Below are 15,538 nucleotides of genomic sequence, written 5' to 3'. Positions count from 1 at the left end.
CACTCTGACAATAAAGGGGATGGTGAACCCCCGCAAGCCGCTCTAGAGATCGACTTCCTTCATCAGCATGCCGACCTCGGTGTTGGACAGGCGGCGCAGCCAGCCCGACTTCTGGTCGCCGAGGGTGATCGGCCCGAAGGCGGTGCGCACCAGCTTCTCGACGGGGAAGCCCGCCTCCGCCAGCATCCGGCGCACGATGTGCTTGCGGCCCTCGTGCAGGACCACCTCGACCAGGTAGTTCTTGCCGGTCTGCTCGACCACCCGGAAGTGGTCCGCGCGCGCGTAGCCGTCCTCCAGCTGGATGCCGTCCTTCAGACGCTTGCCGAGGTCCCGCGGGATCGGACCGACGATGGCCGCCAGGTAGGTCTTCTTCACGCCGTACTTCGGGTGCGTGAGGCGGTGCGCCAGCTCGCCGTGGTTGGTGAGCAGGATGACGCCCTCGGTCTCGGTGTCCAGCCGGCCGACGTGGAAGAGCCGGGTCTCCCGGTTGGTGACGTAGTCACCGAGGCACTGCCGGCCCTCGGGGTCCTCCATGGTGGAGACGACACCGGCGGGCTTGTTCAGCGAGAAGAACTGGTACGACTGCGTCGCGACCGTCAGCCCGTCGACCTTGACCTCGTCCTTCTCCGGGTCGACGCGGCGGCCCTGCTCGGTCACGATCTCGCCGTTGATCTCGACCCGGGCCTGGTCGATCAGCTCCTCGCAGGCGCGCCGGGAGCCGTAGCCCGCGCGCGCGAGGACCTTCTGGAGCCGCTCGCCCTCCTGCTCGGCGCCCGGGAAGGTCTTGGGCAGCTTGACGTCCTTCTTGCCCGCGTACCGCTCCCGGTTGCGCTCCTCGGCGCGCGCCTCGTACTCACGGGAGGTCGCCGGGACCGAACGGCCGCGCCCCGTGCCCTGGCCCTGCTTGGGGCCGCCCTTGGCGCCGCCGCGCGCCGAGGCGCCGCGCCCCGACTTCGGGCCGTCCTGGGTGGCGCCGGGGCCCACGTCGTAGCGTCGCTCCTCCGGGCGGGGCTTCTTCGGCCGGCCGCCCTGCTTGTCGTCGCGGTTGTTACCGGCGCCGCGGAAATTACCGCGGCCACCGCTGCTCCCGCCGCGGCCGCCGCTGTTGCCACCACGGCTCCCGCCGTTGTTTCCGCTGCTGTTCCTGCCGCTGCTGCTTCGCATCAAAGTTCCGTCTTGTCGTCTGCGTCCTCGGAATCCGGAGCGTCCGGATCGAACGACGGAACCCCTTCCAGTGTCTCGGCCTCGATCGCCGCCGCCTCCGGGAGGAAGGGCGCGAGCTCCGGAAGCTCGTCCAGGCCGCGCAGGCCCATCCGCTCCAGGAAGTAGTTCGTCGTCCTGTACAGGATCGCACCTGTTTCGGGTTCCGCGCCCGCCTCCTCGACCAGACCGCGCTGGAGCAGGGTGCGCATCACACCGTCGCAGTTGACTCCGCGCACGGCGGAGACCCGGCTGCGGCTGACCGGCTGGCGGTAGGCGACCACCGCGAGGGTCTCCAGCGCCGCCTGGGTGAGCCGGGCGGTCTGGCCGTCCAGGACCAGCTTCTCCACGGCCGGGGCGTACTCCGCGCGCGTGTAGAAACGCCAGCCTCCGGCGACGTACCGCAGCTCGAAGCCGCGGCCCTGCGCGGTGTACTCGTCGGCCAGCTCCCGCAGCGCGTCGGCGACCAGGCGCCTCGGCCGCTCCAGGATCCGCGCCAGGTGCTCCTCGGTCGCGGGTTCGTCCACGACCATGAGGACCGCTTCCAGGGCCGGCCTGAGGTCCAGCCCGGCGACCGCGCGCAGCCCGGCCGGGACGTCGGTGGTCTCGCTCACGGCTTCCTCTCCTTCCCGCCGGCCCCGGCGACCTCCCGTGGGCCGGTGGCCTCCCGCGGGCCGCCGGAAGCGTCCTGGGGCTCCTTGGGCGGCCTGTCGAACTCGTCGGTGACCATCGGGGCGGTGTCGCCGTCCCCGCCCGTCCAGCGCACGGTCAGCTCCCCGAGCGCGGCCTCCTGCTCCAGCGCCACGGCCTTCTCCCGGTACAGCTCCAGCAGGGCGAGGAACCGCGCCACGACCGTCAGCGTGTCCTCGGTGTCCGCGATCAGCTCGCGAAAGCCCGCCTCGCCCAGCTCGCGCAGCCGGGCCACCACGATCCGGGCCTGCTCCTGCACGCTGACCAGCGGGGCGTGGATGTGGTCGACGTATACCTGCGGTCGGGGCCTGGGCTGCATCGCCTTGACGGCGAGCTTCGCGAAGCCCTCGGGGCCGATGCTGATGACCACCTCGGGCAGCAGCTCGGCGTGCTCGGGTTCGAGACCGACGGTACGGGGGTATCGCCGGGCCTCGTCCTCGATGCGGGCGTTGAAGATGTCGGCGATCTGTTTGTACGCGCGGTACTGCAACAGCCGCGCGAACAGCAGGTCCCGGGCCTCCAGCAGGGCGAGGTCGGCCTCGTCCTCCACCTCGGCGGCGGGCAGCAGCCGGGCCGCCTTCAGATCCAGCAGCGTGGCCGCCACGACGAGGAACTCGGTCGTCTGGTCCAGGTCCCAGTCCGGCCCCATGGCCCGGATGTGCGCCATGAACTCGTCGGTGACCTTGGACAGGGCGACCTCGGTGACGTCCAGCTTGTGCTTGGAGATCAACTGGAGGAGCAGGTCGAAAGGCCCCTCGAAGTTGGCAAGCCGAACCTTGAAAACCCCGTCCCGGGCCTCCTCGGGTACGGCGGCTTCTCCAGGTGCGGCCGGCTCTCCGGATGCGCCCGACTCCCCCCGCGCGGCGGCTCCTCCGGCCGCGGCCGGCACTCCGGGCACGAGCGGCTCTCCGGGCGCGACCGGCTCTTCGGGCAGGACCGGCCCTCCGGCCGCGGCCGCCCCCTCCAGCGCGGCGGGCTCTCCGGACGCGGGCGAGGTATCCGGCGCGACGGCTTCACCGGACGCCACCGGCACTCCGGGCACGACCGCTTCCTCGGGCGCCGTCGACCACCCCGGCACAACCGGCTCCTCCGGCAGGACCAGCTCTCCGGCCGCGGCCGCCCCCTCCAGCGCGGCGGCTTCACCAGACCTCACCAGCACTCCGAGCACGACCACTTCCTCGGGCGCCGTCGACCACCCCGGCACAACCGGCTCCTCCGGCAGGACCAGCTCTCCGGATGCGGCCGCCCCCTCCAGCGCGGCGGCTTCACCAGACGCCACCGGCACTCCGAGCACGACCACTTCCTCGGGCGCCGTCGACCACCCGGGCACAACCGGCTCCTCCGGCAGGACCAGCTCTCCGGCCGCGGCCGACCCCTCCGGCGCGGCGGCTTCACCAGACCTCACCAGCACTCCGGGCACGACCGCTTCCTCGGGCGCCGTCGACCACCCCGGCACAACCGGCTCCTCCGGCAGGACCAGCTCTCCGGATGCGGCCGCCCCCTCCGGCGCGACGGCTTCACCAGACGCCACCGGCACTCCGGGCACGACCGCTTCTTCGGGCGCCGTCGGCCACCCGGGCGCAACCGGCTCCTCGGGCCGGACCGGCTCTTCGGGGGCTGTGGCCTCGGGAGTCTCGGCCGGTGGGTCACCGGGTACGGCTCGACCCCCCGGCCCACGCCCCAGCGCGCGTCGGCGGCCGGCGGCGGGGCCGGGGGCGGGAGCGTCGTTCGAGGTCATAGACCTCGCAGGCTACCCCTACCGCCCCCGCAGCCGGCGTACGAGGATGCTCGCGTCCCCACGGGACTCCAGGTCGGCCAGGACCACGGCCACCGCCTCGCGGACGATCCGCCCGCGGTCGACGGCGAGCCCGTGCTCGCCGCGGAGCACGAGCCGGGCGTGCTCCAGATCCATCAGCTCCTCGGCGGAGACATACACGGTGATCTTCTCGTCGTGCCGTTCCCGTCCGCTGGGCCGGCGGGCCGCCGCCCGGCCCCGCTTGCGCTGCGGCGCGGCGGCGGCTGAACCTTCCTGCGCCGACTGCCGGCGCGCCGGCCGGGTGCGGGACTCGCCGGTCCCGTCCGGCCCGGCCTCCGCGGCGACATGCTCCGCGCCCTCTCCGTCGCCACCCTGCACGGGCACCGACGGCGGTACGTCCTCGGCGCCGGCCATGTCGTCGCTCTCCCCGGCGGGAGCCGGCACCCGGGCCTCACCGGCCGAGCGCCGTGGAGCCGACGGCTGGAGCGCCATCCCCCCTGTGGTACGGAAGAGTTCGTCGGCCCCCGGCAGACTCACTCGGCGTGACACCGGGCGAGCACCTCCCTGGCGAGCTGGCGGTAGGCGGCGGCACCGACGGAGTTGGAGGCGTAGGTGGTGATCGGCTCACCGGCGACCGTGGTCTCCGGGAAGCGGACCGTGCGCCCGATGACCGTGTGGTAGACGTGGTCGTCGAACGCCTCGACCACACGGGCCAGCACCTCACGGCTGTGGACCGTGCGCGAGTCGTACATCGTGGCGAGGATGCCGTCCAGTTCCAGCTCGGGGTTGAGCCGCTCCTGGACCTTCTCGATGGTCTCGGTCAGCAACGCGACACCGCGCAGCGCGAAGAACTCGCACTCGAGCGGCACGATGACCTTGTGGGCGGCCGTCAGCGCGTTGACCGTGAGCAGGCCGAGCGAGGGCTGACAGTCGATCACGATGTAGTCGTAGTCCGGCAGCAGCGGCTTCAGGGCGCGCTGGAGCGTGGACTCGCGCGCGACCTCGGAGACCAGCTGGACCTCGGCGGCCGACAGGTCGATGTTGGAGGGCAGCAGGTCCATGTTGGGGACCGCGGTCTTCAGCAGGACCTCGTCCGCGGACATGCCCCGCTCCATGAGCAGGTTGTAGACCGTCAGGTCGAGTTCCATGGGGTTGACACCGAGACCCACCGACAGCGCGCCCTGCGGGTCGAAGTCCACGAGCAGCACGCGCCGGCCGTACTCCGCGAGCGCGGCACCCAGGTTGATGGTCGACGTCGTCTTGCCGACGCCGCCCTTCTGGTTGCACATCGCGATGATCTTCGCGGGTCCGTGGTCGGTCAGCGGGCCCGGGATCGGGAAGTACGGCAGCGGGCGCCCGGTCGGGCCGATGCGCTCGCGGCGCTGGCGGGCCGCGTCGGGCGCGAGCGTGGCCGCGTACTCCGGATCGGGCTCGTACTCGGCGTCGGGGTCGTAGAAGTGCCCCTCGGGCAGTTCGTCGTAGTCGGCGAAGTGGTTGTGGGGCGCGCCACTTCCGTCGCCGGCCATGGCGTTCACGTGATGGCCATCCATGCTCTGGTGTGCTGTCCGGGCGGTCTGGGTTCCCGGACTCTGGTGGGCTGCGAAGGTGCGCACAGCGACGGAGCCGACAGCCTCGAATCCCGCGGGGCCCTGGCCCCGTGCAGGCATTCCTGGTTGACCACCCCCGGGAGAAAATGTCGACTCATTCACAAGTCGTCTTACCTCCTTGGTGACCAGGAAACTTCTAGACAAGGTCAGCGTGGCACCATGCCGACGGTTGGCGACTCTATGGCGTGTCGGCGGTCCGCAGCAACACAATCCGCCGGACCCGGCCGGATGTGTCGGCAATGAAACATCCCGCTGTCAAGGGCGTACGGCCGTCGCACAGCAGGTTTCACCGGTGTGCGAATCGGTCGAAGGGTTACGTTCGAGGCGAGTTGACCGAGAGCCGCAAAGTGACCATACACACATCCGGCCGGACCTTGTCGGGCAAGGTCCGGCCGGATGCGCGCGGTTGACGAGACGTGTTGACGAATCGCCTTTTGCCTGCTGGTGACTTAGCGACTCACCAGGTCAGGGCGGTGGTCGACCGGGTCAGCCGAGCAGCGTCTCCAGCTCGACGTGCTCCAGGCCGTGGGCCTCGGCGACCTCCTTGTAAACGACCTTGCCGTCATGGGTGTTGAGGCCCTTGGCGAGCGCGGCGTCGCGGCGCAGCGCCTCCACCCAGCCGTTGTTGGCGAGCGAGACGATGTACGGCAGCGTCGCGTTGGTGAGGGCGTTGGTGGAGGTGTTCGGCACGGCGCCCGGCATGTTGGCGACGCAGTAGAAGACCGAGTTGTGGACCTGGAAGGTCGGCTCGGCGTGCGTGGTGGGACGGGAGTCCTCGAAGCAGCCGCCCTGGTCGATCGCGATGTCGACAAGGACACTTCCCGGCTTCATACGGGCCACCAGCTCGTTGGTGACCAGCTTCGGGGCCTTGGCGCCCGGGATGAGGACCGCGCCGATGACGAGGTCGGCCTCGAGGACGGCCTTCTCCAGCTCGAAGGAGTTGGACATGATCGCCTTGACCTTCGTACCGAAGATCTTGTCGGCCTCGCGCAGCTTGTTGATGTCACGGTCGAGCAGGGTGACGTCGAAGCCCATGCCGACGGCGACCTGGGTGGCGTTCCAGCCGGAGACACCGCCGCCGATGACCACGGCCTTGGCCGGGGTCACGCCCGGGACACCGCCGGGCAGCACGCCACGGCCGCCGGCCGCGCGCATCAGGTGGTAGGCGCCGACCTGCGGGGCCAGCCGGCCCGCGACCTCGGACATCGGGGCGAGCAGCGGCAGCGCGCGGCTCGGCAGCTCGACGGTCTCGTAGGCGATCGCGGTGGTGCCGGACGCCAGCAGCGCGTCCGTGCACTCCTTGGAGGCGGCCAGGTGCAGGTAGGTGAAGAGGATCTGGTCCTTGCGGAGGCGGTGGTACTCCTCGGCGATGGGCTCCTTGACCTTCAGCAGCAGGTCGGCGGCGGCCCAGACCTCGTCGGCGGTGTCGAGGATCGCGGCGCCGGCGGAGACGTACTCCTGGTCCGTGATCGAGGAGCCGAGGCCGGCGCCCCGCTCGATGACGACCTGGTGACCGTTGCGCACCAGCTCGTGCACACCGGCGGGGGTGATGGCCACCCGGAACTCGTTGTTCTTGACCTCGCGGGGGATGCCGACCTTCACGTCGATCACGGTCCTTGGCTCAGAGGGTATGGGGGGTGTCATTGCATGACATACCCAGGCATGCGGGGGCACACCGGGAGACACCGCAGGAGAACGTGCGGCAGAGCCAGTTTAATGAAGGTGTTCTGGCTGTCTAGCCTTTCATTGCATCAATCTTCACTGGATGGACTGCGGATTTCGCAGGCGATTCCGCTCTGATCCAGGGGTTCACCCGTTTCCGGCGCCTCCTCCTCCAGCATGCGCTCGGCCGCCGCGCGGTGCAGTCGGGCGGCCGCGGGGTCGCCGAGGTGCTCCAGGACGGCGGCCAGCCGCAGCTGGAGCGCGGCCTGCAACCGGACGTCCTCCGCCTGCCGGGCCCATTCCACCGCCTCCTGGCAGGTGCGCAGCGACTCCTCGGGCCGTCCCGCGTACTCCTGGACCCGGGCGATCTCGCTCAACGCCCGCGCGTGGGCGGCGACATCGCCGCTCTTGCGGTAGCCCGCGGCGGCCGCCCGCCAGTTCCGTACGGCCTCGCCGTACCGGCCCGCGTAGGTGTGCGCGGTGGCGATCCGGCCGTACAGCCGGGCGGCCTCCGCGCGCTCGCCCCGGGCCAGCCGGTCGGACAGCGCGCGCCCGAACCAGTCGGCGGCCCGGTCGTAGTCCCCCAGCTCCAGATGGGCGCCGCCTACGGATTCCATCGCGCGGCCGGTGGCGTACGGGTCGTTCGCCTGCCGTCCGGCGTCCAGGGCGGACCGGTAGCGGGCCAGCGCCTCCCGGGTGCGGCCGGTCTGCGCGTCCAGATCGCCCAGGTTCAGCAGGGCCGCGGCCTTCTCCCGGGCCAGTCCGCGCCGCTCGGCGACATCGAGGACAAGGCCGTGGACGCCGTACAGGTCGGGCGCGGCGGCCTGCGTGCCGACATGCGCCACCAAGGCCCTGACCAGCTGCGACAGCAGCCGTCGGGCGAGGGTGTCCAGCTCGCCGTCGGCCACCGCGAGGCGCGCGGAGGCCAGCAGGGCCGGGCGGCGCACCCGCAGCCATTCGGCGGCCGCGCGGGGGGTCGGGAAGCGCACCGCCGGCTGCATGGCCAGCAGCTTCTCGCGGAACTGCGGGCTGTCCGTCTCGGTGATCGCCCGGCAGGACTGGAGCAGCCGTACCGTCCGCTCCAGCATCCGGGCCCGGGCCAGCTGGAGCTCCGCCGGGCGTTCCCGGCTGCCGGCGAGGGCGCGCAGCAGGGGGTGCAGACAGCCCGGGATGCCGTACTGGGGCAGTGGGGAGTCCACGGCGTGCAGCAGGCCGAGGCCGACGAAGTCGTCCAGGGTGGCGTGCGCGGCCTCGACCGAGCAGCCGGCCAGCGCGGCGGCGGTGTGCGGGTCGACCAGGCCGGCCGGGGCGAGGGAGAGCAGGCGCAGTATCCGGGCGGCCGGGCCGGGCAGCTCGTCGTGCACCAGACGGAAGACACGGGCCAGCGGGGTGCCGTCGGCCCCCGCCTCGGTGTCCGCGTGCAGCCGCTTGGCGAGGTCGGAGACGGCGGCCTGGGGGCGGGCGGCGAGCCAGCCGCCGGCCAGGACGAGGGCGGCCGGGTGGCCGTGGCAGGCCTCGGCCAGGCTCTCCGCCGAGCGCGGGTCGACGGTGATCCGGACGGAGCCGGTGAAGCGGGTGAGCAGTTCCACCGCGGACTTGGTGTCCAGCCCGCCCAGGGTGCACGGGCGGACGTCGGCGATGCCGGTGAGCGGGCCGCTGGAGACGGCCACCACCAGGCAGTCGGGGGCGTCCGGGAGCAGGGCGTCGACCTGGTCGGCGCCGGCCGCGTCGTCCAGCAGGAGCAGGACCCGCCGGCCGGTCAGCGCGGTGCGCAGCGCCGCGGTCAGCTCGTCCTCGGCGGCTCCGGCGGGGGCCGGCACGTCCAGCGCGGCGAGCAGGTCGCGGGCGGCCCGCTCGACCGGCACCGGGGTGCCGTCGGGCTCGCTGAGCCGGGCCCGCAGCACCCCGTCCGGGTAGCGGCCGGCGACCTGCCGGACGAGTTCCCCGGCGAGGGCGGTCCGGCCGGAGCCGGGCCGGCCCGCGATGAGCAGCACCCGTGCGCGGGGCGCCTTGCGGCCGGACAGGGTGTCCAGGCCCGCGCGCTCGATGTCGGCGCGCAGCTCCTTCAACTCCCGTGTCCGGCCCAGGAAATGACCCTCCGCGGCCCCGGACGCCGACAGCCGTACGTCGCCTGTGTCCACCACCTGATCCGTCACGGGCCACACTCCCGTCCCACCGCACGCGCAAGCCCGCCGGATCTTCCGGTACGGGCTTTCCAGAGCCTAGTTCACGCTCTGCGACGTTCCCTGAGGAGCACAGCGGACACATCGCCCGATCGGATCAGGCGATGGTCATACACGTGCGCCGGGCGGGTGAGGGCTCAGGCCGTGAAGGGGCGGGCGGGCCAGGGGGCGTCGGCCGGGCGCAGCGCGTCCAGGCCGTCACCGGCGCGGGCGGCCGCCAGGGAGAGGACGCCGACGACGAGGCAGTTGTTGTGCACATCACCGGCGAGGACCCGGCGCACCAGCTCGTCGACCGGCACGCGCGCGTGCTCCATGTCGGTCTCCTCGTGCTCCGTCGCGAAGCGCTCGCCGTCGGCCTCGGACAGGTCACGGGCGAGGAAGATCCGTACGGCCTCGTCGCAGCCGCCCGGGGTGGTGTACACGTCGGTCAGCACCCGCCAGTCCTCGGCCTTGGCGTGCGCCTCCTCGTACAGCTCGCGCTGCGCGGCGTGCAGCGGGTTCTCGCCGGGCACGTCGAGCAGCCCGGCCGGGATCTCCCACAGCTTCTGCCGCACCGGGTGGCGGTACTGCTTGATCAGCAGCACCCGGTCCTCCTCGTCCAGGGCGAGCACGGCCACCGAGCCCGGGTGGACCTGGTAGTCGCGGCGGACCACCGAGCCGTCGGGCATGACCACCTCGTCCGTCCGGACCGAGGTCTTGTTGCCCACGAAGGGGGTCTCCGTGTTCCGGGTCTCCCACTCCTCCGGGGTGTCCTTGATCGTCATGCCCTGTCCTCCCACGTGCACATACGAAAGCCGGGGTGCTCCCTACTGAGAGGTACGCACCCCGGCCACCGTACAACTGATGTGTTACTTCGACGTCTTCCGCTCGACCGCGGCCTTCACCAGGCCGGCGAAGAGCGGGTGCGGGCGGGTCGGCCGCGAGCGCAGCTCGGGGTGGGCCTGGGTCGCGACCAGGTAGGGGTGGACCTCACGCGGGTACTCCACGTACTCCACCAGCTTGCCGTCCGGGGAGGTGCCCGAGAACTGGATGCCGGCCTTCTTCTCCAGCTCCGCGCGGTAGGCGTTGTTCACCTCGTAGCGGTGGCGGTGGCGCTCCTCGATGTACTCCTTGCCGTCGTACACCTCGCGCACGATCGAGCCCTCGGCCAGCTTCGCCGGGTACATGCCCAGCCGCATGGTGCCGCCCATGTCGCCCTCACCGGCGACGATGTCCAGCTGCTCGGCCATCGTGGAGATCACCGGGTGCGCGGTGGCGGGGTCGAACTCGGTGGAGTTCGCGTCCGCGATACCCGCCAGGTTGCGCGCCGCCTCGATCACGATGCACTGGAGGCCCAGGCACAGGCCCAGCAGCGGGATCTTGTTCTCCCGGGCGTAGCGGATGGCGCCGACCTTGCCGAGCACACCGCGGTCGCCGAAGCCGCCCGGGATGCAGATGCCGTCGACGTCCGCCAGCTGCGCCTTCGCGCCGGCCGGGGTCTTGCAGTCGTCGGAGGTCACCCACTTGATCTTGACCCGGGCACGGTTGGCGAAGCCGCCGGCGCGCAGCGCCTCGGTCACCGACAGGTAGGCGTCGGGCAGGTCGATGTACTTGCCGACCAGGGCGAGGGTGATCTCGTGGTCGGGGTTGTGGACCCGGTCCAGCAGGTCGTCCCAGGTCGTCCAGTCCACGTCACGGAACGGCAGGTCGAGCTTGCGCACCACGTAGGCGTCCAGGCCCTCGGCGTGCACGACCTTGGGGATGTCGTAGATGGAGCGGGCGTCCGGGCAGGCCACCACGGCCGCCTCGTCCACGTCGCACATCAGCGAGATCTTCCGCTTGATCGCGGTCGGCACCTCGCGGTCGCAGCGCAGCACGATCGCGTCCGGCTGGATACCGATGTTGCGCAGCGCCGCCACCGAGTGCTGGGTCGGCTTGGTCTTCAGCTCGCCCGAGGGACCGATGTAGGGCAGCAGCGAGATGTGCACGACGAAGACGTTGTCCCGGCCGACCTCGTGCCGGACCTGGCGGACGGTCTCCAGGAACGGCAGCGACTCGATGTCGCCGACCGTGCCGCCGACCTCGGTGATGACCACGTCGACCTCGTCGGTGGCCATCCGCCGGATGCGGTGCTTGATCTCGTTGGTGATGTGCGGGATCACCTGCACCGTGTCGCCCAGGTACTCGCCCCGGCGCTCCTTGGCGATCACGGTGGAGTACACCTGACCGGTGGTGACGTTCGCCGAACCGTCCAGGTCACGGTCGAGGAACCGCTCGTAGTGACCGATGTCCAGGTCGGTCTCGGCGCCGTCGTTGGTGACGAACACCTCACCGTGCTGGAACGGGTTCATCGTGCCCGGGTCGACGTTCAGGTACGGGTCGAGCTTCTGCATCACCACGCGCAGACCCCGTGCCTTGAGCAGCATGCCCAGGCTGGAGGCCGTCAGACCCTTGCCGAGCGAGGAGGCGACACCCCCGGTGACGAAGATGTGCTTGGTCGTCGTGGCTGTGCTGTTTCGAAAAGCAGCGGGCGGCATGGCCAAGAGGGGGCTCCCGTGGTCGCTATCTGTCGTGCGGTGCGGCTTCCGGTCCGGAGATTTCCGGGGGCGCCGTCGCTGCGGTTCGGGGGTTTCAGTCCCACCGGTCCACGGGCTACCAGGGTATCAGCGCCTGGAGGAGATGGCTTCCGGCCACGCTCCGCAGCCGGGCGGGCACGGGGTGGTCAGGCCGGGGCCGTCACCTGCGACCCTCGTTCGTCACACGCCACACGTGTCACCACAGGCTCGCGCCTGTCACACGGTCATCACCCGTTGGTCACTCATTCGGCCCACACGGGTTGTCCGGAGCGGCACGCAGATCATCTACGTGCGTCGTATCCTGCTCGGACACTCGCTGCCGAGCCCGGCCGGAACGACGGCACACCCCCGCCAGCATCAACCGGAACAACGAGAGCGCGGCAGTTCGTTGAGCTAAGACTGTCGTGTTGCCTCAGGGCTCGGCGGGCTGCTTTGCTTCACCGCTCAACGACGCACAACAACGAACCCTTGACCGCACTAGCGACAGCCCCCTGCGCGGGGGTGTGACGTGGCCGTTCGACTGGAGTTGCACGTGGCCGGGCGCATCGAAGACTACGCACTCATCGGAGACATGCAGACCGCCGCACTGGTCTGCCGGGACGGCACGGTGGACTGGCTGTGCCTGCCCCGCTTCGACTCGCATGCCATCTTCGCCGGCCTGCTGGGCACCGAGGAGCACGGCTTCTGGCGGCTCGGCCCGGCGCACGCCGCCGACGCCGAACCGCCCTCGGCCGTCCGGCGCAGCTATCGCGGCGACTCGCTGATCCTGGAATCCGAGTGGGACACCCCGCGCGGCACGGTCCGGGTGACCGATTTCATGCCCCCGCGTGACGGCGCGCCGCAGCTGATCCGGATCGTCGAGGGGGTCACCGGCCGGGTGCCCATGCGCTCGGTGCTGCGCATGCGGTTCTCCTACGGCCGGGTGGTGCCGTGGGTGCACAAGCACGACGGACGCACGGTCGCGGTGGCCGGTCCCGACTCGGTGTGGTTCGACACGGAGGCCGAGACCTACGGCAAGGCGCTGACGACCTACGCCGACTTCACGGTCGCCCCGGGTGACCGGATCGCGTTCACCATCTCGTGGCAGCCCTCGCACAAGGAGCCGCCGCCGCTGCCGGAGCCCGAGCAGTCGCTGGAGGCGACGGAGGACTTCTGGCGGGAGTGGGTGGAGCACTGTACGTACCACGGCCCGTACCGCGAGGCGGTGGTCCGCTCGCTGATCACGCTGAAGGCCCTGACGTACGCCCCGACCGGCGGCATCGTCGCGGCCCCCACCACCTCGCTGCCCGAGGACATCGGCGGCGTCCGCAACTGGGACTACCGCTACACCTGGCTGCGCGACGCGGCGATCACGCTGTCCTCGCTGCTGCGCACCGGCTACCGCGAGGAGGCGCGCGCCTGGCGCGAGTGGCTGCTGCGCGCGGTCGCGGGCGACCCGGAGAACCTCCAGATCATGTACGGCATCGCGGGCGAGCGCGAGCTGGGCGAGGCCGAGCTGGACTGGCTGCCCGGTTACGAGAACTCCGCCCCGGTCCGGGTCGGCAACGGCGCGGCGCACCAGCTCCAGCTGGACGTGTACGGCGAGGTCACCGAGGCGCTGCACCTGGCGCACATGACGGGTCTCGCCCGCAACGACTACGCGTCCCTGCTCCAGCTGAAGCTGATCCGCTACCTGGAGGACCACTGGCAGGAGCCGGACGAGGGCATCTGGGAGGTGCGCGGCCCGCGCCGGCACTTCGTGCACTCCAAGGTGATGGCCTGGGTCGCGGTGGACCGCACCATCAAGCTGATCGAGTCCGGGGACGCGGACGGCCCGCTGGAGCGCTGGAAGGAACTGCGCGACGACATCCACCGGGACGTCTGCGAGAAGGGCTACGACAAGGAGCGCAACACCTTCACCCAGTCCTACGGCTCCCAGGAGCTGGACGCCTCGCTGCTGCTCATCCCCCAGATGGGTTTTCTGCCGCCGGACGACAAGCGGGTCATCGGCACCATCGAGGCGATCCAGCGCGAGCTGTCCACCCCGGACGGGTTCATCCTGCGGTACCCGACCGAGGGTGACACGGCGGGCGTCGACGGTCTGCCCGGCGACGAGGGCGCCTTCCTGGCCTGCTCGTTCTGGATGGCGGACGACCTGGCGATGATCGGCCGGGTGGACGAGGCCCGCAGGCTGTTCGAGAAGCTCCTCGCGCTCCGCAACGACCTGGGCCTGCTCGCCGAGGAGTGGGACCCGCGTCTCCAGCGCCAGGTCGGCAACTTCCCGCAGGCCTTCAGCCACGTGCCGCTGATCGACACGGCCCTGCGGCTGACGGCGTCCGGGGCGTACGGCGGCTGACCCCGCCCCCGCGGGAGCCGTCCCCCCGCCCCCGCGGGAGCCGTCCCCCCGCCCCCGTGGGAGCCGTCCCGGCTCCCACCCTTCCGTGCCTAGGCTGGAAGCCGACAGCAGCCCCTGGCACGGAAGGGGGCGGCCATGGCTTCCTTCTCCACGGCGCAGACCGCTCTCGCCGCGCTGCGCGAGGATCTCGCCGGCGAGGTGTTCGCCCCGGGGGACCCGGGCTACGACGGCGCCCGGACCGTCTTCAACGCGCTGATCGACCGGCGTCCGGCCGTGATCGCCCGGTGCGCGCACGCGGGCGACGTGGTCCGCGCCGTGCGCTTCGCCCGGGACCTGGATCTGCACATCGCGGTGCGCGGCGGCGGGCACGGCGTGGCCGGCCCGGCCGTGGCCGACAACGCGCTCGTGGTGGACCTGCGCCGGATGCACGCCGTGACCGTCGACCCGGCGGCCGAGGCGGTGCGGATCGAGGGCGGGGCCACGGTGGGCCGGCTGGACCGGGCCACCCAGCCGTACGGGCTCGCGACCACCGGCGGCCGGGCCTCCGGCGTCGGGGTCGGCGGCCATGTCCTCGGCGGCGGCACCGGCTGGCTGGACCGCGCCTTCGGTCTCGCCGCCGACAACCTCATCGGGGTGGAGCTGGTGACCGCCGACGCCGAGCGGGTGCACGCCAACGCGGACGAGAACCCCGAGCTGTTCTGGGCGCTGCACGGCGGCGGGGGCAACTTCGGCATCGCCACCGCGCTCACCTTGGAGCTGCACGAACTGCCGGAGTTCCGGATCGCGCTGCTGCTCTGCCTGCCCCGGTTCGGCCCGGAGCTGGTCCGCGCCTTCCGCGAGGTGATCCGCACCGCCCCGAACGAGGCGGGCGGTGCCGTGCTGTACACAACCGGCCCGCCGGCCCGGTTCGTCCCGCCGGAGCTGGTGGGCAGGCTGCTGTGCGGCTGTCTGCTGACGTACGCGGGCGGTGCGGCCGGGCTGCGCCGGCTCGCCGGTCCGCTGCTGGCGCTGCCGCACGTGGCGGAGATCGTGGGCGCCGTGCCGTACGCCGATGTGCAGTGCCTGCTGGACGAGCCGCCGGGGCTGCGCAACCACTGGTCGGCGGAGTGTCTGAGCGGTCTGCCCGACGAGCTGGTGGACGTCTTCTGCGCCCACGCCGAGAGCATGCCGGTGCCGACCGGCAGCCAGTACATCCTCTTCCCGCAGGGCGGAGCGGTCGCCGCCGGACCCCGGGAGTACCCGGTGCCGTACCGGGACGCGCCCTGGGTGGTGCACCCGTTCGGCAACTGGGCGGACCCGGCCGACGACGAGCGGACGATGGCCTGGGTGCGGGCGGCACGCGCCGGTGTACGCCCCTGGAGCACGGGGGCCGTCCCCCTCAACCTCATCGGCGACGAGGGCCCGGACCGGGTCCGGGCGGGTCTGGGCGCGGGGAACACGCTGCGGCTGGAGAAGGTGAAACGGCGGTACGACCCCGACAACGTCTTCCGCTTCAACCACAACGTGCAACCGGTCTGACCCGCAGCTGTCCCGAGGGCGTTTTCGCAGGT

At 71.7% G+C, this 15,538-nt stretch carries 11 protein-coding genes; 2 read left to right on the top strand and 9 right to left on the bottom strand.

Annotated features, from left to right (window positions below; all coding sequences use genetic code 11):
* Positions 1-42 precede the first annotated feature (42 nt).
* From ACFVIU_RS30810 to ACFVIU_RS30770, 9 genes are all read right to left on the bottom strand, one after another.
* Positions 43-1,164, bottom strand: a complete 1,122-nt coding sequence (locus tag ACFVIU_RS30810; protein ID WP_385846511.1) for a pseudouridine synthase — start codon at positions 1,162-1,164, stop codon at positions 43-45.
* A complete protein-coding gene (scpB, locus tag ACFVIU_RS30805; RefSeq protein ID WP_385846510.1) occupies positions 1,164-1,814 on the bottom strand; it encodes an SMC-Scp complex subunit ScpB in 651 nt (216 codons plus the stop codon). The genes ACFVIU_RS30810 and scpB overlap by 1 nt, the downstream gene beginning before the upstream one ends.
* Complete coding sequence (locus ACFVIU_RS30800; RefSeq protein WP_385846609.1) at positions 1,811-2,788, bottom strand: segregation and condensation protein A; 978 nt, start codon at positions 2,786-2,788, stop codon at positions 1,811-1,813. Before ACFVIU_RS30800 ends, scpB begins: the two co-directional genes overlap by 4 nt.
* 858 nt (positions 2,789-3,646) lie before the next feature.
* The gene (locus ACFVIU_RS30795; RefSeq protein WP_385846509.1) at positions 3,647-4,195 is read right to left on the bottom strand and encodes a hypothetical protein; all 549 of its coding nucleotides are present in this window, start codon (positions 4,193-4,195) and stop codon (positions 3,647-3,649) included.
* Positions 4,180-5,313 (bottom strand): ParA family protein, encoded by a 1,134-nt coding sequence (locus ACFVIU_RS30790; RefSeq protein WP_385846508.1) that lies wholly within the window; start codon positions 5,311-5,313, stop codon positions 4,180-4,182. The genes ACFVIU_RS30795 and ACFVIU_RS30790 overlap by 16 nt, the downstream gene beginning before the upstream one ends.
* Before the next feature lie 426 nt (positions 5,314-5,739).
* On the bottom strand, positions 5,740-6,855 hold the full coding sequence (ald, locus tag ACFVIU_RS30785; RefSeq protein ID WP_385846608.1) for an alanine dehydrogenase: 1,116 nt from the start codon (positions 6,853-6,855) through the stop codon (positions 5,740-5,742).
* Between the two features lie 149 nt (positions 6,856-7,004).
* Positions 7,005-9,071: a tetratricopeptide repeat protein gene (locus ACFVIU_RS30780; protein WP_385846507.1), complete on the bottom strand. Its 2,067-nt coding sequence runs from the start codon at positions 9,069-9,071 to the stop codon at positions 7,005-7,007.
* 164 nt (positions 9,072-9,235) lie between these two features.
* A complete protein-coding gene (locus ACFVIU_RS30775) occupies positions 9,236-9,862 on the bottom strand; it encodes an NUDIX domain-containing protein (protein WP_385846506.1) in 627 nt (208 codons plus the stop codon).
* 84 nt (positions 9,863-9,946) lie between these two features.
* A complete protein-coding gene (locus ACFVIU_RS30770; protein ID WP_385846607.1) occupies positions 9,947-11,614 on the bottom strand; it encodes a CTP synthase in 1,668 nt (555 codons plus the stop codon).
* Positions 11,615-12,185: 571 nt separating this feature from the next.
* Between ACFVIU_RS30770 and ACFVIU_RS30765 the strand changes: the two genes are divergently transcribed.
* Together ACFVIU_RS30765 and ACFVIU_RS30760 are read left to right on the top strand one after the other, a co-directional pair.
* A complete protein-coding gene (locus ACFVIU_RS30765; RefSeq protein ID WP_385846606.1) occupies positions 12,186-13,988 on the top strand; it encodes a glycoside hydrolase family 15 protein in 1,803 nt (600 codons plus the stop codon).
* A gap of 135 nt (positions 13,989-14,123) precedes the next feature.
* A complete protein-coding gene (locus ACFVIU_RS30760; RefSeq protein WP_385846504.1) occupies positions 14,124-15,506 on the top strand; it encodes an FAD-binding oxidoreductase in 1,383 nt (460 codons plus the stop codon).
* Positions 15,507-15,538: the final 32 nt, after the last annotated feature.

The sequence above is a fragment of the Streptomyces sp. NPDC127190 genome, assembly GCF_042672505.1.
Taxonomy (GTDB): Bacteria; Actinomycetota; Actinomycetes; order Streptomycetales; family Streptomycetaceae; genus Streptomyces.
This window is presented reverse-complemented; position numbering and strand designations above follow the sequence as displayed.

Excerpts from the sequence above, each read along its gene's own strand:
- ACFVIU_RS30775 (WP_385846506.1), bottom strand. The coding sequence starts at position 9,862 with ATGACGATCAAGGACACCCCGGAGGAGTGGGAGACCCGGAACACGGAG.
- ACFVIU_RS30810 (WP_385846511.1), bottom strand. The coding sequence starts at position 1,164 with ATGCGAAGCAGCAGCGGCAGGAACAGCAGCGGAAACAACGGCGGGAGC.
- ACFVIU_RS30790 (WP_385846508.1), bottom strand. The coding sequence starts at position 5,313 with ATGCCTGCACGGGGCCAGGGCCCCGCGGGATTCGAGGCTGTCGGCTCC.
- ACFVIU_RS30770 (WP_385846607.1), bottom strand. The coding sequence starts at position 11,614 with ATGCCGCCCGCTGCTTTTCGAAACAGCACAGCCACGACGACCAAGCAC.
- ACFVIU_RS30760 (WP_385846504.1), top strand. The coding sequence starts at position 14,124 with ATGGCTTCCTTCTCCACGGCGCAGACCGCTCTCGCCGCGCTGCGCGAG.